Annotated in this window: 22 protein-coding genes and 1 pseudogene; 13 read left to right on the top strand and 10 right to left on the bottom strand. The window is 56.3% G+C overall.

All coding sequences use genetic code 11. The features are described from left to right. Positions 1-32 precede the first annotated feature (32 nt). Positions 33-356, top strand: a complete 324-nt coding sequence (locus BANAN_RS00200; protein WP_014696982.1) for a nucleotide pyrophosphohydrolase — start codon at positions 33-35, stop codon at positions 354-356. A gap of 596 nt (positions 357-952) precedes the next feature. Here the strand turns inward: BANAN_RS00200 and BANAN_RS00195 are convergent. Further along, complete coding sequence (locus BANAN_RS00195; protein ID WP_041777069.1) at positions 953-1,228, bottom strand: hypothetical protein; 276 nt, start codon at positions 1,226-1,228, stop codon at positions 953-955. A 278-nt stretch (positions 1,229-1,506) separates the two neighbouring features. Here BANAN_RS00195 and BANAN_RS07930 point away from each other — a divergent pair, with 278 nt between their 5' ends. The 5 genes and pseudogenes from BANAN_RS07930 to BANAN_RS00170 form a co-directional block, all read left to right on the top strand. Next, positions 1,507-3,267 carry an AAA family ATPase gene (locus BANAN_RS07930; protein ID WP_014696980.1) on the top strand — a complete coding sequence of 587 codons (1,761 nt, stop codon included), beginning with the start codon at positions 1,507-1,509 and terminating at the stop codon, positions 3,265-3,267. A 46-nt stretch (positions 3,268-3,313) separates the two neighbouring features. Continuing rightward, positions 3,314-4,933, top strand: coding sequence for an LlaJI family restriction endonuclease (locus BANAN_RS00185; RefSeq protein WP_014696979.1), 1,620 nt, complete (start codon positions 3,314-3,316; stop codon positions 4,931-4,933). A 563-nt stretch (positions 4,934-5,496) separates the two neighbouring features. Further along, positions 5,497-5,691, top strand: a complete 195-nt coding sequence (locus BANAN_RS00180; protein WP_014696978.1) for a helix-turn-helix domain-containing protein — start codon at positions 5,497-5,499, stop codon at positions 5,689-5,691. A gap of 335 nt (positions 5,692-6,026) precedes the next feature. Beyond that, positions 6,027-6,506 (top strand): hypothetical protein, encoded by a 480-nt coding sequence (locus BANAN_RS00175; RefSeq protein ID WP_014696977.1) that lies wholly within the window; start codon positions 6,027-6,029, stop codon positions 6,504-6,506. A gap of 333 nt (positions 6,507-6,839) precedes the next feature. Further along, a pseudogene (locus tag BANAN_RS00170) lies at positions 6,840-7,088 on the top strand (GNAT family N-acetyltransferase); the annotation flags it as partial. 235 nt (positions 7,089-7,323) lie between these two features. Here the strand turns inward: BANAN_RS00170 and BANAN_RS00165 are convergent. Continuing rightward, positions 7,324-7,968, bottom strand: coding sequence for a GNAT family N-acetyltransferase (locus tag BANAN_RS00165; protein ID WP_014696975.1), 645 nt, complete (start codon positions 7,966-7,968; stop codon positions 7,324-7,326). Positions 7,969-8,064: 96 nt separating this feature from the next. Here BANAN_RS00165 and BANAN_RS00160 point away from each other — a divergent pair, with 96 nt between their 5' ends. Then, complete coding sequence (locus BANAN_RS00160) at positions 8,065-8,853, top strand: MerR family transcriptional regulator (protein ID WP_041777066.1); 789 nt, start codon at positions 8,065-8,067, stop codon at positions 8,851-8,853. Between the two features lie 1,414 nt (positions 8,854-10,267). On the opposite strand, the gene BANAN_RS00155 is transcribed toward BANAN_RS00160, so the two are convergent. Then, a complete protein-coding gene (locus BANAN_RS00155; RefSeq protein ID WP_237705856.1) occupies positions 10,268-12,712 on the bottom strand; it encodes a Spy0128 family protein in 2,445 nt (814 codons plus the stop codon). Positions 12,713-13,180: 468 nt separating this feature from the next. Between BANAN_RS00155 and BANAN_RS08315 the strand changes: the two genes are divergently transcribed. Continuing rightward, the gene (locus BANAN_RS08315) at positions 13,181-13,870 is read left to right on the top strand and encodes an IS1/IS1595 family N-terminal zinc-binding domain-containing protein (protein ID WP_121764939.1); all 690 of its coding nucleotides are present in this window, start codon (positions 13,181-13,183) and stop codon (positions 13,868-13,870) included. Between the two features lie 503 nt (positions 13,871-14,373). Here the strand turns inward: BANAN_RS08315 and BANAN_RS08510 are convergent. Then, the gene (locus BANAN_RS08510; RefSeq protein WP_237705813.1) at positions 14,374-14,565 is read right to left on the bottom strand and encodes a hypothetical protein; all 192 of its coding nucleotides are present in this window, start codon (positions 14,563-14,565) and stop codon (positions 14,374-14,376) included. 1,113 nt (positions 14,566-15,678) lie between these two features. On the opposite strand from BANAN_RS08510, the gene BANAN_RS00140 reads away from it, so the two are divergent. The 3 genes from BANAN_RS00140 to BANAN_RS00130 all read left to right on the top strand — a co-directional run bounded on the left by BANAN_RS00140 (position 15,679) and on the right by BANAN_RS00130 (position 17,540). Then, complete coding sequence (locus BANAN_RS00140) at positions 15,679-16,155, top strand: DUF4234 domain-containing protein (RefSeq protein ID WP_041776917.1); 477 nt, start codon at positions 15,679-15,681, stop codon at positions 16,153-16,155. Between the two features lie 380 nt (positions 16,156-16,535). After that, positions 16,536-16,973 carry a helix-turn-helix domain-containing protein gene (locus BANAN_RS07920; RefSeq protein ID WP_050857997.1) on the top strand — a complete coding sequence of 146 codons (438 nt, stop codon included), beginning with the start codon at positions 16,536-16,538 and terminating at the stop codon, positions 16,971-16,973. 12 nt (positions 16,974-16,985) lie between these two features. Beyond that, a complete protein-coding gene (locus tag BANAN_RS00130; protein ID WP_014696964.1) occupies positions 16,986-17,540 on the top strand; it encodes a PIN domain-containing protein in 555 nt (184 codons plus the stop codon). Between the two features lie 129 nt (positions 17,541-17,669). Here the strand turns inward: BANAN_RS00130 and BANAN_RS00125 are convergent, their stop codons facing one another. From BANAN_RS00125 to BANAN_RS00105, 5 genes are all read right to left on the bottom strand, one after another. Next, the gene (locus tag BANAN_RS00125; RefSeq protein ID WP_232311509.1) at positions 17,670-18,113 is read right to left on the bottom strand and encodes a hypothetical protein; all 444 of its coding nucleotides are present in this window, start codon (positions 18,111-18,113) and stop codon (positions 17,670-17,672) included. A 476-nt stretch (positions 18,114-18,589) separates the two neighbouring features. Further along, on the bottom strand, positions 18,590-19,189 hold the full coding sequence (locus BANAN_RS00120) for an NADPH-dependent FMN reductase (RefSeq protein WP_004219052.1): 600 nt from the start codon (positions 19,187-19,189) through the stop codon (positions 18,590-18,592). A 338-nt stretch (positions 19,190-19,527) separates the two neighbouring features. Then, positions 19,528-20,283: a class I SAM-dependent methyltransferase gene (locus tag BANAN_RS00115; RefSeq protein WP_014696962.1), complete on the bottom strand. Its 756-nt coding sequence runs from the start codon at positions 20,281-20,283 to the stop codon at positions 19,528-19,530. Between the two features lie 409 nt (positions 20,284-20,692). Next, positions 20,693-23,194: an excinuclease ABC subunit UvrA gene (locus BANAN_RS00110; protein WP_014696961.1), complete on the bottom strand. Its 2,502-nt coding sequence runs from the start codon at positions 23,192-23,194 to the stop codon at positions 20,693-20,695. Between the two features lie 638 nt (positions 23,195-23,832). Beyond that, on the bottom strand, positions 23,833-24,066 hold the full coding sequence (locus tag BANAN_RS00105) for a hypothetical protein (RefSeq protein WP_237705812.1): 234 nt from the start codon (positions 24,064-24,066) through the stop codon (positions 23,833-23,835). A 2-nt stretch (positions 24,067-24,068) separates the two neighbouring features. On the opposite strand from BANAN_RS00105, the gene BANAN_RS00100 reads away from it, so the two are divergent. Continuing rightward, positions 24,069-24,545: an ATP-binding protein gene (locus BANAN_RS00100; RefSeq protein ID WP_237705811.1), complete on the top strand. Its 477-nt coding sequence runs from the start codon at positions 24,069-24,071 to the stop codon at positions 24,543-24,545. Between the two features lie 600 nt (positions 24,546-25,145). Next, positions 25,146-25,571, top strand: a complete 426-nt coding sequence (locus BANAN_RS00095) for a hypothetical protein (RefSeq protein WP_014696958.1) — start codon at positions 25,146-25,148, stop codon at positions 25,569-25,571. A 24-nt stretch (positions 25,572-25,595) separates the two neighbouring features. Here the strand turns inward: BANAN_RS00095 and BANAN_RS00090 are convergent, their stop codons facing one another. Beyond that, positions 25,596-26,360: a M48 family metallopeptidase gene (locus BANAN_RS00090; RefSeq protein ID WP_014696957.1), complete on the bottom strand. Its 765-nt coding sequence runs from the start codon at positions 26,358-26,360 to the stop codon at positions 25,596-25,598. Between the last annotated feature and the right edge of the window lie 37 nt (positions 26,361-26,397).

Genomic DNA, 26,397 nt, shown 5'->3' with positions numbered 1-26,397 from the left:
CGCATACTAGCAGCTTTGCTATCATGGCACCCATGATCTCCGATGACACGCTCCGCATGATCCACCAGTTCAGCGCAGACCGCAACTGGCAGCAATTCCACGCGCCTGCCAACATGGCGAAATCGGTGAGCATAGAAGCGGGCGAGCTGCTCGAGTGCTTCCAGTGGAGCGACGAGCCGCGCGACGGCGACTGGGAACACGTGTACGAGGAGCTCGCCGACGTGATGATCTACTGCATCCAGATGGCCGACGTGCTCGGCGTCGACCTCGACGAGATCATCCGCGACAAAATGGCGAAAAACGCCAAGAAATACCCGGTGGAAGCAAGCCACGGCTCCAGCGCGAAAGCGGAGTGAAGCAAGCGCGCACGTTCCGCATCCCGGGTGCGTAAAAAGAGTCAGATTATGCACCACCCCGACCCTATTTACGCAGGGAAAGCAGTACATGGACCTGTCATCTCCAGACTGCGTGTTCCTCATCATCAATCAATCCCAAGGATTCCCCGTGCACTGCCAATCCCGATACCATATCTCAATCTGCTCATTCAGCATCTGCCGAATCTTCTCATCTGCCGGGATCGTTGCATCAACCGAATCCTCGCAGGAAACCACCTGCGTATGAGCCGCGCAAACCTGGAGGGAGAAACCAGATGGCAACCACGGCTGACGGTCGGGAAAATCCACAGTATACGTGCGCGAGTATACGTGCGCGTGCTCGAATCGCAAGCGACTTCGGCAAGCACATGATGATTCAGCATGAATAGAACCATGGCACAAGCATACTTACCGAGTCAATACGGGCAGTTCGAAAACATGCTCCATGGAAGGGGCCTTGCAAGGAGATACCGCATTTTTGGAAGCATGCCCACAAAACCTGTCCGTGAAGTGAATGCCATGCGAGGAATTCTCCATGTTTTCAACATCTAGGCAGTGGCTGTACAAGCCTGTTGTTTCTAGGAAGTAGGCGAATATGGGAGTGTATGCTCGGGCAGATCTACTTTTGTCGCGTGCTTCACAATGTCCAGGAAGTCTTTGTCCTGCACATGCAGATAGGTGCTGAAACCATCTGTTCGCCGCATTTTCAACATAAGCATACCAGGACACTCTTCTGGAGTTAGACCTGGTTCACAGTAGCTGAAAATCCAGTATGGTCCATACTCCACCACAGAGACGATCTCGAGATGCGATTGCATCTCGGCCGCCTTGCGCAATGCTTCCTGAATGCCCATACCACACCGCCCCACAGCATGGTAACCCATCGCTGCAACCTCCGATCCCTCGAAACGTTGCAACGATCACTAGAACCCGCCGTTTCCCTGTACGACGCCAATCCCGGTACCATGTCTCAATCTGCTCATCCAGAATCCGTCTTCATGACGCCGAGACCATAACCAAATCCCACGGAGAAGCAACAACCGGGAAAGCGGGGGGCGGTGCATGGCCGTATCGCGGGCCTTCGGTATGGCATTTTGGTATACGATGTATCTAGATTCGGGAGGGTGTGATCATGCCGTCAGCCAATGATGTTGTTCTCAGCAGCTGTGGGTGCTTCAAAGAGCTCCTCAAATATTTCTATGCCCAATCAAGCTTCGACTACGCGGCTGGAGGCATGGGGTCGATCAACACACTGCCCGCCCCCGGCATCCCCGTCACCGGCGACGAGGCCAGGAGGCTGAGTCTTTTCCATCTCGAGAAGCTACTCCGCCAACCATTGCATATCTTCGGGATGGAATTCACCATCAATTTCGGAAGACTGTCCATGGGGCTGCCCGGGGGGATGAGGAAGATCTCCTCTACCAACGCGTTCCTCAACACGAAACCCTCCATCGTCGCCGATTGCTGCACCTACATCGCAATCAAAACACCGTATCTGAAGCCCACGGAAAGACTGGCTATATTCGCAGACTTGACCTGTAGAAAAGTTGGCAAAAGGATGATCGGCAAGCAGTTCACCAGCTACTTCACATGGGCGAAAGAAGACGCCGCATTGAAATCATTGCGATTGGGAATCATCCGTGAAGGCGGGATCCAATTCATGCCGGAGGCCAGATACCGGTTCGTTGATCTCGGATTGTCGTCGGACGAGAATACACCATCATTCCTCAAGCTGCTCGATGATTTGAAAACCTATGGAGCAAGATTGCCGAAACCCTCGAAAACCGCATCAGCAGGACCAGCGCAACAACTCGTGGCCCCTGAAGCCACCTCTGTTCCCGAGCCCTCACAACTCCCGACACGAAAAGAACCACCCCGGATTGAGATCAGGCAACCGCGCAACTGGATTATCTTCGGAGCCCCCGGCACCGGCAAGAGCCACACTATCGACCGGATCATCAATGCCCTGCCCTCAGACGTCGGCAGTCGTCGCATCACCTTCTACCCCGATTACACATACTCGCAGTTCGTGGGCACCTACAAGCCGATTCCCGTCAGAAGGGCGATCCCTGCAGGCGCTGGCGATGCAAAGGAAGTGGCCGGAGAGGATATCACCTATCGATTCGTCGCGGGGCCATTCGTCAAGACGCTGGTGGACGCGCTCCTCCACCCCCGGCAACCGCAGATCCTGATCATCGAGGAAATCAACCGCGCGGAACCGGCGAGCGTGTTCGGAAACGTTTTCCAGCTTCTCGACCGCAAAGCAAGCGGCGTGAGTGAATACCCGGTGGACGTCTCAGATGACCTGCAGGATTATCTGCAGGCCACTTTGGAGAACAACCCGGAGGCAACACGCTTGCTGGCCAGGCTTGTCGGTTCGCGCCGCGTGGACTCATTCGAGTGCGACCGGATCGCCATCCCCTCCAACATGTACATCTGGGCGACGATGAACTCGGCAGACCAAGGTGTATTCGCGATGGACACCGCCTTCAAAAGACGATGGACGTTCAAGTACCTGCCACTCGATGGACTGGACCCCGGCCCCGCAGAGGAGTCTTCCCCTTTGCAGCGGGAGTGGGAGACCATCAGGGAAGGCATCAATGGCATGCTCAAAAAGAACGGGCGCGACATCCCCGAGGACAAGCTCCTCGGCCGTTACTTCCTGAACAAGACCGACCTTAAGGACAGGAGGGCGTTCACCGAGGCATTCGGCAGCAAGGTGGTCATGTACCTGTTCGAAGACGCGGCCCGATACTGTCGCGACGCGATCTTCAAGGACACGAGTGGTTCGGGACAACTATATCTAGGTGACCTGTTGGCAAACTTGGATCTGGCACCCAACAGCAGCGATCTGGGAATCTTCAAAGAGAACGTACACACCCCCGAAGCTTGAAACCTACCCTCATCAAACACAATCGGATGGAGAGGAGCGAGACCACATGAACGACCAACCTTACGTCCAACCCACTCAGCCATCCGAAGCGGACGGAGTCGTGGGATGCTACTTCATCGAAGGCGTGCACTACACCGCAGAGGATCTTCAAGCAGGATTGATGAAAGGCATACCGAACCGACACGGAGATGACGGACGGAATGGGCATGCCGCATTTCCACAGGTCCTGGGATCATTGCTGCGATACCGATTCACCGACAACCACCGACAAGCCTCCTTCACCAACGCGCTGTCGAAAGGCACGAACGCGAACGGGGAATACTACGTGTTCAACTTCGTCGGCATACTGACGATCCGGGGCTACCTCTTCTACGTGTTCCCTAAATTCGTGGAAGCCGACATGCAGGAGAAATACATCGCCCCCTCCGGACGCGCCCGACTATTCATGGCACAGGTCATAGCGGTATGCGACACGTATAAGAGACGCCAGGGACTGGGGGCAGAAAACACGAACTCACTCGTGGAGGAATCCGACGAACCCATCGACGAGACCGAACTCTACAGAGCCGTGATCGAGGATTTCCTGCACGAGGGCGCATACCGAAGCCGACGGACGGTATGGCAGCGCAACGGCGACACCGACATCGACTGGGACCGCACCATGGACCAGTCCACTCCCATCATGACGCGCACAGGAGCGCCGCTGTACGCGGATTACCGGAACCGTGCCAAACGCGATGACAGCGAAGCCCTGATTCGCAGACTGCAACTCGCATGGGTCTCCCATGCCGCCAAAACATTCAACAGGCTCCAACTACTGGAAGACGTCCTCGGATACCCGGCCATGCTACGAAACATCAGCAACGAATCACCCGAGGACATCGGGACACCCGAGGGAATCACCGCCATCCTCAAACGTTCGCGCCGCCGTGAATTCTTCACACGCAATCGAAATCTGATCGACCTGTTACTCTTGCTGACCGGCCAAGAGGAAACCGGCACCCTTTCGACCTCCCACGTCATCTCGCATCTGGGCACCGCCCCATTCGAAAACGTCTGGGAGGACGTATGCCGCACCGTCTTCAACAACGACCAGAAGATGCTCGACAAGCTGAAAAGGGAGTCAAGACCCGCATGGTTCAGCGCGGACCACAAAACAACCAGAACAACGAACATGCTGATCCCCGACACCATCTGCAAGATGGACGATTGCGATAAATGGGTCATCATCGACGCCAAATACTATGAAACGGCACCCAACGGAGGCAAGAACACCTCCACGGTAGGCCCGGGCATCCAGGACATACTCAAGGAATACTTCTACCAACTACTCCTGGATGGAACCTGCGCCCCTCAAAAAAGCACGGCGAATGTCTTCATGATGCCCGCACGATTGAACCTGCAATCCACGCACGAACCAGCTCAGGCATGCAGGATCAGCGGTGATATCAGGTTCCCCTTCCTGCAGGCATTAGGCCTCGGGATGGCGGGATCGACCGCCAACCAGCATTTCCTCCCTATCATCCACGCCGAGCTGGATGCACGCACCGCATTCCACAGCTATTCACATGTAAGCAGCACAGGCGGCGTCATCCACCGAATGGACTCGCAGGCAATATTGCGCACGTTGGTCAATTACGAAGAAAAGGCGACATCGATACGATAGGGCTACTTCGCAATTCCCATAGAGGGCTGCGAACCCGGAAGACCTGTCATCAGACGGGCGCGACCGAGCCGAAGACCACCAGGCCCCCATTCCCGAGCGACAGGAACCTGCGTCACCGTCTGAAGATGCTTTCCGCCAAGCCCGGCATCCCATGGGCAAGCTGATTAGGCGGTCGGCCACCTACACACTCGACCTGATGGACCGATAGATATCGGCAAATCGGTTCCAATGATTCAATTCCGAATATGGTGTTTCCGTCGGGATAAGGAGGTGTGCGGTAAGCAGCCATCGGGACCCAGTGATTATCCTTCCAAGCGCCAACAGGCTCCATCGCGCTTTAAGAAGCGGCGGTGCAATGAATCCGGAATTCCGAGAAGAGCGCCTATAAACGCGCGTAAGCCACTGCCAAGCATATGTTCCATGAATGCGATACATGTATTGCTTCTCATGTGCAGTCGGGCCTTGCAAACAAGTGCCGCGCGACTCGTGGAAACAAACGCGCAGCCACTACTCAGTGTGCTACCATGGGACAACTATACCTATCTACTGGAAAGGTTAGGAACATGGGATTGGCTGAGTTACGTAAAGCAAAGGGACTTTCGCAAATCAAGCTAGCCAAGGCATCGGGCGTGGCATCGAGCCGCATTGCTGATATCGAGCGCGGTAGACGTGATATTCGCAATGCATCTTTCATGACTGTATTGAGGTTGGCTGATGCCTTGAAAGTCAAGGACTTACGGAAATTCTTAGAGCCGTAAGGTTCGCACGCCGGCGCGGTTTGAGGGGATTTGTTTGTTTGTTTGTGAGAAATGAGTAGTGAACGTATAGTTCCTCCGGGTGCTTGGGGGGCTGTGAGGCGCTGTGGGGGCAGGGCTATGGATGTGCACTCACTTATTTGTTGTTTACCACTCTTTTGAGTGGTGGTCGTGTCTGTGGGTAAGCAATGAGGATGGGGTGTTTGGAGGTAGTTTGTGATTCACTGAAAATTCGCCAGTTCATTCCTGTTCCACCTAATCCATCTGATCCCACTGATTCCAAGAATCTAGTGTTCTCAAGAGTTTGCGGGGAATCGTTGGCATATGTATGAGAGCGGATGACGGGAATACACCCCAATGCAGAAGACACAATTCTATTGCTGCAGCAACTATCCCCGGATGCGGATCGCTTCCCCTTGCAGTTGGTCACGCACCTACTCGGCGTCAACCGAAAAGAGAAACACAGGGCGTTACCCAATCCAGAAGACACGGTGGAGGTGCTGCAGCTCCTCTCGAACATGAAGGAACCCCCGCATTTCAATGTTGAAGAGCAAGCAATGTACACCGCGGCATTGAAGGAGCTGGAAAATCACAGGCTCCGCATGCTCCAAAGGGCAAAATACTTCGAAGGAAAAGAGCCGGAGAACGAACGGACCGCAGGTAACATTTTGTTAGGATCCGAGGGCGTGCGCATAATTAGCAACAAGGAGCATAAATCCTTGCTTGTCTCATACGATTATGGCGCATTGCTGTGGTGCACCTTGACAACGGACTCATCGCGACAGGGACCAAGGCAGGCTATCCGACATAATGGGTGACCCTTGAGGGAGAATACATCGGTCACATATTACTGAAAATTATGGAACAGTATTCCGGCATGATACCAGAAACGGAAGTTTCCGACCAGACCCATTCCCACACCACCAGTATCCGAGACACGCAACGGCACGTGCGTCAAAACCCATCCCGAAAACTACGTTCCGAAAAGATGCAGCTTTTGGTTTTCGGCACACCGCCGAGTCATGAACGCAAAGCTCGTCGGGTACGTCAGGGTGAGCCCCAGAGAGACTAGCGCACCACCCACAACATGACAGACTGCTCAATCGGGATGCGCAACCTGACGTTCGAGAACGTCACAAACGAAGCCCAGGCTCGCCGGTCTCGCACGCGTCATCGACGACGGCGAGATGCTCGCGTACATGCATTGGGTGCTGGTGAATCCGAAATACCAGGGCATGCATGTGGGCAGTGGCCTCGTCGAACGTGTCAAGGAGCGCTATGCCGACTACATGTTCCTCGAGGTGATGCCCGAGGAGAGCAAAAACACGCCGTTCTACCAGCGCCACGGTTTCACGTTGATGGAAGATGGCCGCGCGATGCAGATCGTAACCCACTCCTGACGCCCGGAGTGGATTGCACCCGCCACTTTCTGACTGCATCTCCGCTGGGGAGGGGCATTTTCTCCCCAATTCCCGAGTATCACCGGCCGCTACCCCATTGTCTGTAAGGCAAATATTCGCCCCCTCGCCAGAAAATGCTCCTCCCCAGCGGAAATACATGCCGACAAGCCCCTTCCAAAGCCGGTCGTGGGTATGTCAAGCTCACTATGCCGTTCGCCCTCTCCACTGGGCAAGGCTATGCCGCCGCGGCATCACCCACTGAGTCGCCGCCCTCGTACACGAAAAACGCCATCGCCTGCTCTCGAGCCCCCACCCGCACGGTCTCTTCATGCTGCGCGCGGCGGCGCAGCCCCTGCCGCTCATAGAACCGGTAGTTGCATGAGGTATCGGTGAACAAGTAGAACGGCATCAACTCACGAGCTCGCAGGGACGCCAAGGCCCGTTCATACAACGCTTTGCCGATGCCGCACCCACGGTATCTTCCATCAAGCACAAACAATGCGATCTCGCCGCGGTATTGAGTATCGATTTCATCGAGCAACCGCGCGTCGACACAGCTGACGTTGCGGAAGATGCCCATGATCTTCCTCCCCTCCCGCCGTAACAACAGGCGCGTGAGCGCACTGACCTGCCTCCACCTGTCGCTTACCGAGCAACGATGCCGCGCGATGTCTTTGAGTAGTATGACACCCGCCACTTCGCCATCGACCTGCGCCACGATCGAATGCGTCGCATTGCATAAACAGCTCGACACGAATACTTCGGCAAGCAGCTTGGCGATTTTCGGCGATGCCATCTCGTCATATCGCCAAGTGTCTTTCACAATCGATACGAGTGCAGGGTAGTCTGTATGCCGGTACGGTCTGAATACAAGCGTCATCGTGCCTCCTTGATTGTTCCGTGTATTGATGCTCCCCATGCTAAACTTTACGGTTACTGTAAAGTCAAGCCGAAAAGTGGAAGAATCGTGAAAGACATGCTCAGCGTGGCGCAATTCGCGGCGCTTCATGGCATCAACAAGCGCACATTGCACTACTACGATGACATCGGACTGTTCTCCCCCGCATACAAGACAGCGAACGGATACCGCTACTACGCGCAACGGCAGGACCTCGAATTCGAATACATCATGATGCTCAAAGACTTGGGATTGAGCAATCAGGAGATCATCGACTACCGCTCACATCCTGACCCAGACGAATTGAACGGGCTGTTCACGCGCAATCTAGATGACATCGATGCGCGCATACGCAGCCTGCAACGGATGCGGACAGTACTGCAGACGCTGCAGCAGCGCCTCGCGGTCTGCAGACGGCTCACCCACACCGAACTACAGGTGGTGACGCTGCCGGAGACACGGATTGTGCGCATTCCACTCAACGTCGACCAGTCCGACGTCAACCTAATCTATGGGACAGCACGAGCGCGATGGTCGCGTGAACAGCTGCAGATGGGCATCGGCGCTTACATCGACGTGCAGCGCATATACGACGGCGACCGCAATCGGTACAGCGGTGTCTACAGCGTTGCCGTCGACAACGAAGACGGCGAACCGCTGCCGGCTGGCGACTACGTCCAGATGCTGCACCGTGGGAACTGGAACACGTTGCCGGACTGCTACGCACAGATACTCGAATACTGCGCGCACCACCACCTCCGGCTCGCCGGATGCGCATATGAGCTCGGCCTCAATGAATTCGCGCTCCGCTCGGCCGACGACTACGTCACGCGCATCCGGATCCGCGTTGAACGGCAACAGGAGTGAGCCAAATACCGTCGGCTGCGCAAATCGTTCGCAGAATACCGGATGCCACACACCCACGCATGCCGCAATCACATGCCGCTTTCCTGCAGACGAACGTCATGCGTCGGACCGCCAGATATGACAGACGTCTGGCTCGCGCAGAAGATTGTCATGCTGCAGGCCATCATGGATGACGTTCGTCTTCCCACTCCAGACGAACGCCATACTTCCGACCACCAAACATGACTGCCATCTGTGTGAAATACTCATACATGGCGGCAGCAGCGTATGCAGGCATAGGATTCAAACCGCTCACACCGCAGCCGCTATTGGGACATCAGCACCACCTTCTGCCTGTATCTGCGCTGGGGAGGTGCTTTTTCTCCCCAACCCCCAAGTATCACCGGGCGCTACCACACTGTTTGCAACGCCGACACTCGCCACCCGCCAGAAAATGCTCCTCCCCAGTGCAGATGCATGCTGTCCGATTATGGAATGCTGAGTTCACGATGCAGTTCATGCACGAATATCCGCGCCAATGCGCCATCCAATCGGGATCAAGTCAAGTAAAGCCGCACCTCGAGAATACGGTCATATCCCCCACCGAAGCGAGCGAACAAGCAGACTTATTTCTGTGACGTTCTGCCGTTTTCCATCTAAGAACAGCTGGCATTTGCTTTGTTCAAGGAGTAAAACGGCTTGTTCACCGGCCATGGAGGCGTAGCTTGGAAAGAGCAGGCGCAGCATGCAACCAGCAACTGGCTCGCCGTGGCGCCCTTGCCTAGGACCAATCGGCTGCCGGCATCGCCACTGTAAGCCACAGTGAACCACTGTAAGTGAGGCAGGAGGACCTTCATGGGATTGTCACATCGGCAATGGACGCGTCTCATCGCGGACGTTGTTCTTCACAGCCGTCAACGCATTGTGGATGTGGTTCGTCTTAGGGAAGGCGGAGCTGCTGAGCTGGCGCGGTGTGCTCGATGTAGTTATCCCCTCAGCACTGTCCTTCCTCATAATGATGTGGCTCACCCCGCCCATGAAACCCAGCGAAAACGAGGATGAGGACTGAACCACACGCGAGTTCATAAGCAAATACCAAGTAGGTTACTCCGCAGCATGGTACGCGCATCCGAATCCTTATCGAACGGCAGCAGCAACGCGATGACCTCCGATCATGCGTGGATCCACCCGCCGCCATGATAGACCAACTCGTCTTTCTCGAATTGGAATATGACATCCGAAGATTGGTCATCAATCTGCTTGTCTATCTAATGGTCATTGAAATCAAAATGATGTCCGTTATGTGACTCACGATACCAAATCCGTAGAGATTCATATAGAAGGGATATTCCCCATCCCGAAATCATAGGAGGAGATGACTCACCCCCACCTCCAGAAACAGGCATTCCCTTGCAGGCAGATCAGCTCACCATAGTCAACGCCGGCGGATGACCACAGGGAACAATGCAACGGTCAGCGCGATCACACACAAACCGAGTGCCACCGGCGCCGCCATCGTGCATCCTCCGGTTTCGGGAAGGGTGACGGTCACATCGGCGCGGTCGAATCGGTTCGTCGCAATGACCTCCATGGATGACTTAAGCACACCTGTGGACGGGGACAGGCTGACGAGGCTATAGCCCTCGGGCAGATCGGTTTCCTCGATTGCGTATCGCGTGCCTTGGGGAAGCGATTCCAAAGTCCAACAGGTATCTCGCGGCAGCTTCACGATGAGGTATGCGCCGCCGTCATCGGACCCCACATCGACACTCACCGCGGAATCCGGCGAAAACGGTGTATAGGACTGCAACTGTTCTGCGGAAAATGCCTGCCCTTGGCTGTCGCTGAGTCGCACATGAAACGTGAACAACGTGCCCGTCTCCGGAGCCGCATCGCCCTGCACGGTTTTGGTGAGCGAGAGGTTCACGTCGGCCGGGACGGTCTTCGTGGTGTTCTTGAAGGTCGTTTCGCCCTCATACGTCGTCTCGACGTGCAGGATGCCGTCCTCATCCTTGGACAAGGTCACCACGACCGCTCGTGGCTCCGAGTCGAGAACGAACTCGCCCGATGTGCCCTCGGCGATGCCGGTTTCCTGGACCGTATACCGGAATTCCTTAGATGCATCATCTCCTAACATCTCGGAGGTGTAAGTGATGGCGTCGAATACGATGAGACGCCCCTCGTTCACCGCGGTCATCGACGTACGCTCGTTCCCTTGTTCATCGTTCGGCATGGGATCGCCATTCTGCGCCGTCAGTTCGAATACGAACCGCTGTTGCGCCATGGGATCCTGGCCATCCACGGTTTTTTCGAATTTGGGCTGCACTGTGACGTCTTTGTGTTCGACATTGACGAATGTCCCATCCGGCGAACTGGCGCTCTCGTCGATGGAACCATCGGCATTCAAACGCTGGTATTGCGGATAGCCTATGACGATCGGCTTGCCACCGGAGGGAACACTGACGCGCACCGTGACCAAGTAGCTCGACGCATCGTACGTCACATTCTTCTCACCGCCGTGCATTTCCGACAGGATGTAATGCAAATCGTGCTCGAGGGAAGTTTCACTTGACGAAGACGGCAGAGAAACAGTGAATCCGATGGACCCGTCCTGCGCATTGAGACCGGTGAAGGACTTCCCATCTGGAGCCGGCTGCCACCGCCCGCTCGATTCCGAGGATTCCTGAGCCTCCTGCAACGCGAACTGGAATCGGCCCCACGTCAGCTCGCCCCCTTTCAGAGTCTTAAGCCCTAGCTGCATGGACAGGCTGTTAGGCACGGGTTCCGGTTTCAGCGGACGGTTGGAGGAATATGGCCACATATGACCTTCGCTGGTCATCGTTGCACTCTTGGCAAGAATGCATCCGTTGTATTGAACATCTGCTTGGACATGCGCATGCGGTGCCACAATATGACCGAAGATGGAGCCGCCGTCCACACTCACGTTTGTCGCATTGGGGTATACGAACACCAGTGATAGACCGACAGCCTTCTCCGCGCTCTGCAGCTTTTTGACCTCATTTCCCACACGGTAGCGGTCTATTGTGGGAGTCTTTGGATTGTTGCTGGTCGAGCAGATTAGCGTGCGGGCGATCTGCTCAATCGGGACATCCTGATCACTGCCTTCGATATTCAGGATGATGTTGTTGGCGTACTTATTCAGTAGATCATCGGATAGAACATATTCATGGCCAGCATCTAGGACCAAAAACTCCTGACCATCTACAATCTCGAGTCGATGATGGGGCGCCTTGTGCGTCACATCAACGACGACACCATGTTGTACGGCATTCTGCACCAATGACTTTGCCTGCTCTTCAATCCCCGCAAACACATCTGCAAAATTGAGGTATTCATCAGTGAAGTAGATGCGATCAGTTTGATAATTCAACTGAGGCAAGATAACCGTGGTATTGTCGTCTGTCTTGTCTTTGAGCACCGGTTTTTTGCTTGGCACACCGGGGGAGATTGGATTCCCCCAATCATCGGCCCAAGTAACGCCTCGAAAATTGTTCGTGCCCAGATACAATGGCAACTCTTGTTCATTGGTGGCGACTCCGGACTCAGGCCGCCCCCATGTTCCACGCACGTACGTTGGCGCTGTATGCGTATAGACGCCTGGCTGCCCCACATTTGCCTGATTATGATAGTCGCCACCAATCACCACGGGTCCCACGACATGCCCGGCGGTCGTCTCCTCTTCGACGAACAGGTTGTAATGCTTCAGAATGTAGTCCAGCATGCTAGGAGACCCTGCCGTTGTGACATCGTTGTCGAATTTGGCGTTCGTGAGGAATTCCTGAGGGATCTCACCGTAGTCTGCTGGTGCACTCCCCTCGTCGGCCTGCACGCGCGGCACGCCCACACCCCACGCCAGCATAATGGTCAAAAGCAGCGCACAGGACACCCCCCATCCCACAGCCCTTCCAATCCGACTACGGCCGTTTCGGCCCACATATGCCCTATCATGCATTCGAATCACCAATCCCCCCATCATCGCGGGTTTCCATCGTTTTCACCAAAGGAACAGACCTTTGAACAGTGATACTTGCTACTGTCTTCTCTGAAAATCAGCCCATAGATGAATCATATGATTTAACTAAGTAAGACTCCAAACCGTATTTGCATACGGCGTGTTTACTGCTATACCAGCGTTCTTCGCAATCTTATAGAGGCTCGAAACTTTCGAATTATTAACATATGCATGCACACAAAATCGGCTAAGCGGTCATAAAGTTATTGCTTAAGCTTCTGGTTTGTCTTGTGGCTTGTAGGCGTGTCGGCATGTTGGAATTCCCGTGAAGAGTCTCGCGGCTCCCGCCTCCTTGTGTCACGGTTGCGTGGAGGCATGAGAACGCGATCGTCAAGGGCGAGGATCTGCGAGATATGCGGTTCGCCCATGAAGAAGAACGGACATGACCGATTGGGCTCGCAGCGGTGGATGTGCACCGACTGCAACGCCACACGAGGGGTGCGCCATTACCGGCGTCGGGACCGCGGCGAGCTCAGCGCGTTCCTCGCATGGCCGTTCGGCCCGGCGGCCCAGCCCGGCCCCTCGCGCACGTTCCGCCGAAGGACCGCCGGCTGCTGGCGCATACACCCCAGGCTGGAGCCCGACGGCGTGGTGCGGCATGTGCTCATGGCCGACGGCACCTACCTGCGCCACGGCCGTTGCCTGCTGACCGCCATCGACGGCGCCAGCGGGGCGGTGGTCGCGTTCCGGTGGTGCCGCCATGAGAACACCGCCGACTACCTGGCATTGTTCGAGAAGATCCCCGCGCCCAACGTGCTGGTATGCGACGGGATGCGCGGCATCGAAACGGCCGCCCGCAGCGCGTGGCCGTCCACCCGCATCCAACGATGCCTGGTGCACGTGCGCCGCGACTGCGTCAACGACCTGACGCACCGGCCACGCCTGCAGGCCGGACGCGAGCTCAAGAGGCTAGCCGACGCGCTCGTGACGATCCGGGAGCCCGACCATGCCGCCCACCGGTCTGCCCTCCCGCATGATGCGATAGGCTTCGCCGGCGTCGATTGACTGCTCGATTGTTTCACGTGAGATAATCTGTCCGTCGTCCTCGAAATGATTGTCTCGGCGGCCGAACTCCTCCAGAGCGCCGTAATTAAAAGCCTCCTGATTATCGAGCACGAACTGTTCGCGATCTTCGTCCGTCAACGGAACCAATGTCACTTCATGCATATCGCCTCTCCTTATCGGATTTCCCTATTCACGGGGCGCTCGGCCTGATATGGAACAGAATGTGCGTATCGCACACAAACGCATCGCCGATCCCCGGAATTCCTGCATATTCCTCGTGAATTACCAGAGTTCCTTAAGCCTGCGCCATCCGTTTTCCAAGATGCGCGCGTCTATAGTGGAGTCATCAGCTCACGAGGCGCAGCGAGGGAAACCGAGCCACATTCGCGGACTGACACAACTGAACACCTTCCTCCTTCTCTTCTCGGGGGCCGGGATTTGCACGCACCGCAGATCCCGGCCTTTTCTCTATCCGGACCGAATTCGCACTCACCGCGCCGGCTTCACACTTCACGTCGCGACGAACGTCGGCACATGGTGTTCGCGCAGATTCCCCTCGCCATTCGTGTCCTCATACAACGCGCGCAGCGTGAATCCGCCTCGAGCTGGCCGCCGATCTGCTCGCCGAGCGTGTGCGAGAACTGCATGCCGGCGTCTTTGTCGAGCAGCATCTGCCGCGCACATCGCCGACGCATTCGTGCGGCACCGGTTTCGTAGGCGTGAGCAGAATGTCCCAGCTGCCGTTCTGTGCGCCCACGAATGTTTCATGTGAAACGGGAATGCCCCATTGCCAACCCTCATCACCCCAGCGGCATATTGTCTGCGCATTCTCACGTTGGTAATCCATGCTCACACTGCCTTCCCCTCGCCTGTTCCGCCGCGCGACTGTCCGGCGATACGCCAATCATATCGAATTCGCATACACAGTGCCGCAGATTTTCCACAGACCACTTGCCCTGCGGTCGGTTTTACGGACACTTCCGTGGAATCTACCGTTTTCAGACTCCCACGCGGCACAGCTCACGGAAGCATCCGCAAACCATACCGTTTTCAGACTCCTCCACGGCACGTCATACGGAAGAATCCGTACGCTCGACCACCAAACCATCCCCAGCGACACGGCTTACGGAAACTTCCGAACGAATGACTACGAACGGCCTCCACAGCGACCTATTTCACGGAAGCATCCGCATAATCAACCGCCAAAACACGGCAGTACTCCAATGATGCTTGTCCCCCTGCCCCCCATACTCATCTGCGTACAAAGAGTCAAAAACGCAGCCCAACTGTCTTTTGTTACGCAGGGAATGCCGAGCAAAGGAAGGCTTGCGATCTTCGGAGACAAACCGTATTCAACAGCCACAGTCAGACGCATCGGCACAGCGTAGCACTGCTCGCCCCTTCCTTTTCTCGTAAAATAAGACAAAACTGAGCTCTAACTGTCTCTTGTTACGCAAAAACCGCATAGACGGCGACGCTGGAATGAAGTGATGTGAAGACACAACACTGCTTAATTTCGCCAAGAAATCACCATTTCCATCAAACAGTCACATGATTATCCAGCGGCTGCCGACACCGGTCCCGCACGGAATCCGCCCATGCATGCCATCACAGGCAGACATCGCCAACAATATGCGAATCTGCGCAATCCCTGGACACCACTATTCCGAATCTGACCGAAAGCATACAGCAGATATCCTTGCCATGCGCGCGCTAGCATTGGAACCGCAGACCAACCCGCACAGGGTAAGTGATGCGCAGCGCCATCCCAGGTCGCAGTTCGCCGCGCATAAGGAAGGGGAAAGAAAATGACGTATCCGACACAACCAAATCAAAACCCTGCGTTTCCGCAGCAGTCTCCGGTATATGCAGCACCCGCTCCCGTCTATCAGCTTCCAACGAACCGGTCATTGGCCAAGTTCATTCTGCTGGGCATCATTACGTTCAGCATCTACCCCATCGTTATCATGACCACCACGGCCGAGGACCTCAACATCATCGCCAGCCGCTACAACGGCAAAAAGACGATGAATTACTGCCTCATGTTCTTCCTGATCAGTTGGCTCACACTGGGCATCGGCTGGCTCGTGTGGCATAACAATTTCAGCGCGCGCATCGGCGACGAGCAACGTCGGCGCGGACTGGCACCCACCGTCACCGCCGCCACCTATTGGCTGTGGGCAGTACTGGGCTCACTCATCGTGGTGGGACCTTTCATCTACTACTACAAGGTGCTCAATGCGATGAACGAGCTGTGCGCCGCATACAACGCAACCGGCTGCTAGGCGATCTCCACTCATCCACGCGAGATTTGCGAGCGCATCACACATCGTCTTCCTCAGCATGGTCTCTCTGCACAGTCTTTCCCTGCGCAGTCTTCTCCTGCGCAGTCTTCCCTGCGCAAAAAGAGTCAAAATCTGGGCGTTAACTGTCTCTTTTTACGCAAGAAAAAGACATGCATATGCGGGCACACGTGCCGTTTCACGAAATCTTCCGCAGACTATGCCACTGCCATGCCCTCTATGGTGCGGTCCACGAGAACATCTCACATTTGAGATGCAATCACGTTATCCAGATGTCTAGTTTGTCTAGTTTGTCTAGTTTTACTGATTTGTCCGAAATATGATAGACTAAGTCACACATCGGACAAATCAGACAGGAAACTATGATGACCATCGAAGCGATTCCCATCTCGCATGTGCAAAGCGGCACGGCCTACCTTACCGTCGGCGATGGGAAGGCGTATGTGCTCGACGAATCAACACTGGAACTGGTGATGCAAGCATTGACGGAAAATACTCCGGAAACGGCGATTCCCCACGACGATTCCACCGAAGCCGACGATCTTCTCACCACCGGCGAGGCCGCGCATATTCTCGGCGTATCTTCAAAAACGGTGGGGCGCATTCTGGACGCCGGAGAGATTCCCTACGTGCGCTACACAGAAAGAGGGAACCGTTGGGTAAGCCGCGCGAATGTGCTCGCTTACCGGGAAAATGCACATAAACGCCATCGTGATCATCTCAGAAACATGCAAGAGATTGCTTCGGAAGGCAATCTCGACGCTGTCGACTACGCCACATATCTCACTCAGTTTGAATAACGGTCTGCAGCAATGACCATTGCGTTTCTGGATGCGAATGTCTTTCCGCACGTCTGGCTCACCGATGTTCTCCTCACCTTTGCCGATTTCAATCTGTTCTCGCCCATTTTCTCCGAAGAAGTGCTTCAGGAAGCTACACGCACATTCATTGACAAACTAGGGAAAACATCTGATTTTGTGATGAGATACATTGAACAGATTCGCACTATCGATTCGGCCTACCTGTCATCGCCACAACCCCCACTCTGCACTGCAGCGGTCATTCCTGACGTCGACGATAGACATGTGGTCACCGCCGCCTACAACGGAAACGCCGAATTCATCATCACGTTTAACCTCAAGGATTTTCCAAACGAGCAACTGGAGACAATGGGATTAACGGCCCTGCACCCCGACGATTTTCTCACATGGCTGGCATCGCAGCAGCATAAACTGTGTATGGAAGCCATGAATTATCTAGTGGACTCCAAGAAGAATCCCCCTCGTACTATGCAGGAGGAACTTAATCATCTAGCACAAACCGGAATGCCAATGTTCGCCAGTGCAATTCGGAATCAAAATATGTAATCATTCCACTTAAAGGCGACCCGGCACAACATGCTCTGCGTAAAAAGAGTCAAATAATCTTTCTCACCGACTCTTTTTACGCAAACAAACGCCATACACATCTCACGCCAGAGAATGAGCCAATCTCAGTCAGTCGACAACGACGCCGGGTTTGCCAATCTCGTCGAGCCGATAGGCAATCTCCGCTTTCGATCCCTCTTTCGCCACAATTTTCACCGTGCTGCTTTTCGCATTCACATTGCTCATACCCAATGCCGTTTCGGCTATCTTCGGCGCACATTCCAGATTCCGCTGCTCACTTTGCGTTCCGAGTGTCCACTCGATGCTCACACTGCCCTCACCCATGCACAACACGCTGAGCATGTACGATTTGCAATCACTGAACGTGAGCTCATCCTGATTCTGTAGACTGAGCATGCCCCTACCGCCATCGCGTTCCGTGTAGCTGGCCGTCGGATGCAGCTCCCCAAGCAAAGTCAGATTCCCTGTCGCCGTGGATTCGCCGATTGATTCCAATCTGAGCTCAAGTTCCTCAACATCGGAACTAGGAAGAATATGATGCTCTGATTCCATGTTGCCTATTCCCCCGCTTGCTCCGCCTGTCGCCGTCTGCGAGCTTTGCGGGGATTTCGAAAACCCTGCCTGCTCCTGCGACAGTCCACAACCTGCGAATCCCCCAATCATCGCCATCGCCGCAATCACGCTAACGATTCCCCGCCATTGCCTCATTGCAATCACCTTCTCAAGCAAATAGAAATCTGCCAATTTGATTATATATATATACAACAGTTTTGTCAATAAAACCGCATATAAACACGCATGCCGTGAGAAGGTAAGGCGCATGCACAGAACGTTCTTAGAAACCTATCGAAAGATTTTATCTGCGTAAAAAGAGTCAAAATCTAGGCGTCAATTGTCTCCTTTTACGCAAGAAGAATGGCGTGTTTCACGGAAGCTCCAGTAAGACATGCCATTCCCAGACCAATCCGCGGCACGGCTCACGGAAGCTTCCGCAAAACCGGCCGCAAAGCAAGCCGCGCCGACTGCCGCTACTCGGCCTCGGCAATCGCCTGCAACGTGGCGTCGGCCTGGTATTTTAGCGACGTGCGCATCGCCGCGTTCAGTTCGAGCTTATCGGTGCTGAACATCTCGCGGTTGAGTGTGACGCCCGTGAACGGCACCGGCACAATGCGCATTTTGAACAGGGTGAGCGAGGGCATCCACGCCGCGAACGCGTACCGCAGCGTGTTCAGACCGCCCACGCCGCTCATCGTCATCACTTTGCCGGTGAGCACTGACGGCGTGCCATCTTCGAGCGGTCGCGACAGCCAGTCGAACAGATTCTTCAGCGACCCCGGCACACTATGGTTGTACTCGGGCGTGAAAATCCAGATCGCATCCGCCTCGTTCACCGCAACGCGCGCCTCGGCGACCGACTTGGGCGTGGGGAATTCCTCGTCCTGATTGAACACCGGCACCTCGCTCCAATCAAGCACGCTCACCGACGCGCGGTCGCCGAGCTCCTGCTCCGCCATTGCCGCAAGCTGCTTGTTGAACGAGTTCTTGCGCAGCGATCCGACGATCATCAGCACTTTCATTTCGCGACCGTCGTTCACTTCGATACGTTCCTCATTGGTGAGCTGTGCCATGCCGACCTCCTGTACTCGATGTGCGATTGGTTCACACTGTTGTCACTATTAACAGTCAGTACAGGCGTGCCGTTCCACTTCACGCCATTGGCTAACAGATTCCGCACGCCAAGGCAATCCTGCGCAGATTCCTAGAGTTTCTTCAGCATGCGTCATCCGTTCTCCAAGATGCGCGCGTCTATAGTGGAGTCATCAGCTCACGAAGCGCGGCGAAGGAAACCGAGCCACACATCGCGGACTGACACAACTGAACACCTTCCTCCTTCTCTTCTCGGGGGGGCCGGGATTTGCAAGCACCGCAGATCCCGGCCTTTTCTCTATCCGGACCGAATTCGCACTCACCGCGCCGGCTTCATGCTCCACGTGGCCACGAAGGTCGGCACATGGTGTTCGTGCAGATTCCCCTCCCCGTTCGTGTCCTCATACAGCGCGCGCAGTGTGAATCCCGCTTCGAGCTGGCCGCCGATCTGTTCGTCGAGCGTGTGCGAGAACTGCATGCCGGCGTCTTCGTCGAGCAGCATCTGCCGTGCACGCTCGTCGTGGAGCGGATTGAACGGCAGCGCATACGTCAGTGTGGTCTCCTCGTTGTCGAAGATGTAGTTGATGCCGTTGTCGTAGCCGCCAATGAGTGAACCGCCCGGCTTGAGCACGCGGTAGCATTCGCGGAACACCGGTTTCACCTGCTCGATGTAGCAGTTCGACACCGGATTGATAATCAGGTCGAAGCTCTCATCTGCAAACGGCAACGGCTGCGTCATGTCCGCCTGAATCACTTCGATGTCGTAGCCCTCGCGATCTGCGACCTCGTACTCACGCTCGCATTGGCGCGACGAATAGTCGAGCACCGTGCACTGTGCACCGAGCGCGGCCATGACCGGCATCTGCTGCGCGCCGCCGCTTGCCAATCCCAGCACGCGTTTGCCGCGCACATCGCCGACCCACTCATGCGGCACCGGTTTCGTGGGCGTGAGCAGAATGTTCCAGCTGCCGTGCTGCGCATCCACGAATGCGTCATGCGAGATCGGCACTCCCCACTGCCAACCCTCGTCAACCCAGCGGTCTATTGTCTGCGCATTCTCACTTTGGTAATCCATGTCCACGCTGCCATTTCTTCGCCCGTCCCGCCGCGTGATTGCACGGCAGGTACGCCTCATCATATCGAATACGCATGTATAGTGCCGCAGATTTTCCACAGACCACCTGTTCCGCGGTCGAATTCGCAGAAACTTCCGTGTAAATGACCACGAAAGCCTCCATCTACGGCATATCTCACGGAGACTTCCGTGGAATCGACCACAAAAGAAGTCTCTCACGGCACAGTTTACGGAAGCTTCCGAGAAACCGACCACCGCAGGAGCTCTCTACAGCACGGCTTCGGAAGCATCCGCAAGAACGACCACAAACAACCTCCACTGCAGTCAAACGCACGGAGGCTTCCGCAAAATCTGCCATCACCGCACCCAGAAACGGCACGGCTTACGGACGCCTCCGTGAAAGCGGCACTCACTCCACGCAGGGCTTGAGATAGCGTCCGGTCACGCTGAGCAGATTCTCGGCGATCTGCTTCGGCGTACCGGTGGCCACGATCTCACCGCCATTCTCGCCGCCGCCTGGGCCCATGTCGATGATCCAGTCCGCGTTCGCGATCATGTCGAGGTCGTGTTCGATCACGAGCACGCTCGCACCGTGGTCAATGAGCTTCTGGAACACGCCAATCAGCGTGCGCACGTCAAGCGGATGCAAGCCGATCGTCGGCTCGTCGAACACGAACAGCGTGCCATCCTGCGCGCGGCCCATTTCACTCGCGAGCTTGAGGCGCTGCGCTTCGCCGCCGGAGAGCGCCGGCGTGCTCTCGCCCAACGTCAGGTACCCGATGCCGAGTTCGTGCAGTGTCGCGAGCTTGGTGCGCAGACGGCGTTGGCCGGTGTCGGCGAAGATGTCGCGCGCCTCGTCCACCGTCATCGCGAGCAGATCCGGCAACGACACTGGCTTGCGCCCGTTCTTCGGCGTCCAGGTGATCTCGCCCGCTGCATCGCCGTAGCGTGTGCCGTGGCAATCCGGGCAGTCGATGTCCACGTCGGGCAGGAACTGCACGTCGAGTGTGATCTGCCCGGTGCCATCGCAGGTCGGGCAGCGCAACGAACCGGTGTTGTACGAGAACGCGCCCGCCTTGAGTCCGCGCGCCTTCGCCGCGTCCGTACGCGCATACAGCCGCCGCAAGTCGTCGAGCACACCGCTGTAGGTAGCTACGGTGGAGCGCACGTTCGCGCCAATCGGCGTCGCATCAATCATCGTGACGCGATCGATTCCCGGCGCATCGAGCGCGCGCACATGTTCAGGCAGGCGTTCGCCGGCAATCTTCGCAGTGAGCGCGGGCACCAGACTCTCAAGCACGAGCGTGGTCTTACCGGAGCCCGAGACGCCGGTGACCACAGTGAGACGGTGTTTCGGCACGCGCGCATCCAAGGCGTGCACGGTGTGCAGCGGCGACGTTCTGATTTCGATCGCGCCTTCGTCGAACACCTGGTTCGCGGGCGCTTGCGGGCGCACGATCTGAGAACGCTCGCTCGCAAGGAACGGAGCGATAAGCGAGTGCGGGTTGCCTTCGATGTCACTCACCGTACCCTGCGCGATCACAGTGCCGCCATGCGATCCCGCGCCCGGGCCCATTTCGATGATCCAGTCGGTGTCGCGCAGTACGCGGGTGTCATGATCGACGACGACCACAGTGTTTCCCTGCGCTTTCAGATCGCGCATCACGCCGAGCAGACCGTCCACATTCGCCGGATGCAAGCCGATTGACGGCTCGTCGAGCACGTACATCGCGCCGGTGAGCTCACTGCGCACCGCTCGCGCGAGCTGGATGCGCTGGCGTTCGCCGGTCGACAGCGTGGAGCCCGCACGGTCGAGCGTGAGATAGCCGAGTCCGAGTTCGAGCAGACGCCGTGCGGTGCGCGTGAACTCGTCGACGATCGACTGCGCCATCTCATGCATATCATCTGGCATCGCGGCGGGTACGGTCCGCACCCACTGCGCGAGATCGTCGAGCTGCATCGCGCACTGCTCGGGCAACGTCTTGCCATCCACTGGCAGTGTGCGTGCGCGTTTGTTGAGTCGCGTGCCGTGGCAGTCCGGGCATGGCTCCTCGGTGATGAACGGTTCCACGCGTTTCAGCGCCTTGGCGTCCTTGGCTTTGTCGAGCGCGTTGAGCACGGTACGTTCGGCGCTGAAATAGGTGAAGTCAAGCTCGCCGGCACGGTTCTCTTTCTTCGAATGGTAGATAATATGCCGTTTCTCGGCCGGTCCGTGGAGCACAATCTCCTTCTCATGCTCGGTGAGATCCTTGTACGGCACGTCAGTGCGCACGCCCATTTCGCGGCATACGTCGACCATGATTGACCACATGAGCGAACGCCAGGGCGCCACGGCGCCTTGTTCTATCGTCAGATTCGGGTCTGCGATCAACGTGGAGTCGTCCACCGTGCGCACGATGCCGGTTCCCGAACACGTCGGGCACGCGCCGCCTGAGTTGAACGCGAGATCCTCCGCACCGAGCGCCTGCACCTGCTCCCCGCACACCGGGCAGATGATCGGCCGTTCGAGCGCCACGTTCGGCGTCGGGTCGAGCATATGGCCGTTCGGGCAGGTGTAATTGCCGAGCCGCGAGGTCATGAGCCGCAGACTATTGAGCAGTTCGCTCATGGTGCCGAAGGTGCTGCGTATGCCGGGCACGCTCGGACGCTGATGCAATGCGAGCGCAGGCGGCACATGCTCGATCGCGTCGAGTTTCGCCTCGCCGCTTTGCGAGATGCGCCGTCGCGTGTACGTGGAAAGCCCTTCCAGATAGCGGCGCGAGCCTTCCGCGTAGAGCACGCCGAGCGCGAGCGATGATTTGCCCGACCCGGAGACTCCCGCGACCGCCACCATCTTGCCGATTGGCACCCGCACATCCACGCGCTTGAGATTATGCACGCGCGCGCCGGTGATATCGATGGTCTGTGCCATGCCGCCACTTCCTTACGCATTCGCCGTCTTCATATTCGCTACTGCCGAGCGTAAAACCCGCGCGTGCACTCCGCCGTGGGCGCACTGAGCGCGCCAGCTCCACTCCGTGACGAGTAATCGGGCACGGTGCATTGCCCGCCATACAGCCACAGGATGACGGGGTTAGCCGGTCTTCGCCTCGAATCTGCACATACTGCTCGATGCCGCCCAAGGTGACGTGCGTGTGTTCCTGCACCCCATGCGCAGTTGTGATGCGCATGGAAGCAACCCTGCGAATGCTGTCACATGGTGCCTTGGTTGGCGATATGCGGTTATAGACGTTCACGCGCCCCGCGAGCGCTTGTGGTGTGCAGCGCGTGCCCACTATCCCAATCCATCATTCCGTGCTGAAATCAGACTTCACAACCCATCATTCCGTGTCAAAATCAGCTTTTGGAACCCGCCATTCCGTTTCACACATCGTCCGGGAAGGCCTGTGCGGCCTTGGAAAGAGACGATGTCGGGATTGCGGATATGCATGCGTGGGCATCGGCGCTGCACACCGCGGCGAGAAGGCGCTACGCGGTACACACAGCGAAACGCAACAGCTCGAACGCTTGAACATTCTTGACAAAAACGGTCATGTGCGTCTCGCTGGACTACTCATCGCAGGCGTATATCCACAGCAGTTCTTCCCTCGGTTGTATGTGGATGTCGCTGTTCATCCGGGCATCAGCAAATCCCAAGATGACGAAGTCCGCTTCCTCGATCGCGTGCAGTGCCATGGTCGACTGCAGGAAATGGTCGATGACGCGGTCAAAGCCGTCCTGCGCAATCTGCGTACCTATTCCCTCACGAGGGGAACGGAAGGCGCGATGTACCGGAGATTCCAACTGTGGTACTACGCGAGGCAATCGCCAATGCCGTGGTACACAGGGAATACGACACATTGTTTCGCAACGACCCGGTGAATATTGACGTGTACTCCGATCGTGTGGAGATTTCGAGCCCCGGCAATCTGTGGGGCGGCAAGACACTGCAGAATCTGACCAATGGTGTATCCCGGTGCCGCAATACCACGTTGATGCAACTGCTACAGAAGACGCCGTTGATTCGCGGCGATCACGATGGATCCGCCGTGGAAGGCCAAGGTTCGGGCATCCAGTTCATGATCAACCGAATGAAGGAACTATCACTCGCACAGCCGGATTTCCATCCGACCTTCGATCGCTTCCGTGTGATTCTGTATCGTGGTGGCGCCGAGATTGCTACAAACCAGCAGTCGGCAAAAAGCAGAGCCGTCTGCGCACCTACACACGCAAACAGACCATCGACTGACTGCATCTCGCGCACGAGGGTAGATCAGCCGTGAAACCGCGACACTTCGAAGATGGTGCATCGGCTGAGTTCGCGACGCATCGCCACCCAATTCGGCAAAGCGTCAGTCATGTGCGCCTATTTCTCGACGGTCTCATGGTAGAAGAAAATGACCAGCACCGGCGCAGCATCGAAAGGACGTCACATAACAGTATCGGCAGTGTTCTGCTCGACCAGCCATTCTGCGGGATCGGCATGGTATGCGTACCCCTGTGCGCATACGGTAGGGTGCTACGGTGTCTTCATATAGTGGCGTATCGGATCGCATAATGAAGGGGCGTCACGACACGCCGAGGTGTTCACATCAATGTTCGTTTAACTTAAAAACAGAACATCGTAAGTGTTCGTTTTGAGTATCGACAGAACACGACAATTCACAAATCAACAGAACAGACCAATTCGGCAGAGATAATATGCAATTATGACAAAACCCTCTGTTCTCAATGATTATTACAGCATTGGCATGCTATACTAGCACATGGATACCAATTGTGAGCAATAACACAATTGATGTTCATACTGAAAAACATATCATTAACAGGCACATAATCAAACATATGAAATGTTTGATTTGCAGATTATGCAAGGAACCCCCATGGCAGAAGCAACGAAGCACACCATCACCGTCGACCTCGACATGTTCGACAAGACACCGGAAGAGAAGACCGCACACGCGAACGAGATCGCACGGGAGTTCGGAGTCGGCGAAGACGCGTTGGCCGCCGTGGAAGACTTCAAGAAAGAACTCACTAAGCACAACGCGTGGGATCTGCCGTTCATGGGGTACGTGAACGAGGATGGCTACGGGTACGCATACGTGCCCGACGCGGCGATTACGACCACCCCGTACTGGGATGCACATGCGGCGTTTCTCGCATTGCCGAAGGACGCGCAGACCGCGTTCGCGATCCGTATGCTGTTCACGCACCGTCCCGTCGACCGCTATGGCGCAGACATGTTCCTGCACTACCAGCGCGGCATCAGCACGAACTTCATCGGCACGGGAGCGAATAAGTACTGACCGACGCTCGGCCATGCGGACGCATCAGCCGCGCGACTGCGGCACATCGAAGATCGTGCAGCGGTTGAGTTCGCGCCGCAGTTCCTTCCAGTTTGGCAACACGAGGCTCATGCGCTCCTGAAACGCCCGCCCGTGCCCGCTCTCCCACAGATGAGTGAGTTCGTGCACGAGTACATACTCAAGAAACTGCGGATCCATGAGTCCGAGTTGTAGATTGAGCCTGATCCGCCCCGTTTTCGGAGTGCACGAACCCCATCGCGATGTCATGGTGCGCAGAGTGATTTTTGTCGGAGATTTACCGACGATCGGCGTCCACTTGCTCAGCAAATCGGGCAGTTGCTGTTCAATCGAACGGCGGGCACGCTCCACATACTCCTCGTTCCACGTGAAACTACTGGTCTCATGTGGTGTTTCCATCCGGGGCGAACCTGGGTCGCGCGCATCACGCAACGCTGTCGTGCGACTGCCGCCGACGTCGGGGTCGAGGTCGGGCGATGCGAACGTCCGTGAACGAGCCTGTGCCATTTTATGCAGCGCCTCGTCGACCCAGGAACGGCGTTCGCGCACGAACTCCACGATTGTGTGCTGCGGCATGCGTACGGGGGCCGTGACCTCGATCGCCCCATATGGCGGTTTCACGCGCAAGTACATGTTGCGGTTCTTCTTGCGCAGCACATTGACCTGCAGTCCGTCGACATTGAGCACTTCGCGGGCGCGCGTGGAACGGTCGAACTGAGCACGCCGCGAAATGGAACGAGCGCGAGGGACGGAATTGAATGGCATGACCATATTCTGCGCAACTATTCAGACAAATGTTCGAATGAAT

The organism is Bifidobacterium animalis subsp. animalis ATCC 25527 (genome assembly GCF_000260715.1).
Taxonomy (GTDB): domain Bacteria; phylum Actinomycetota; class Actinomycetes; order Actinomycetales; family Bifidobacteriaceae; genus Bifidobacterium; species Bifidobacterium animalis.
This window is presented reverse-complemented; position numbering and strand designations above follow the sequence as displayed.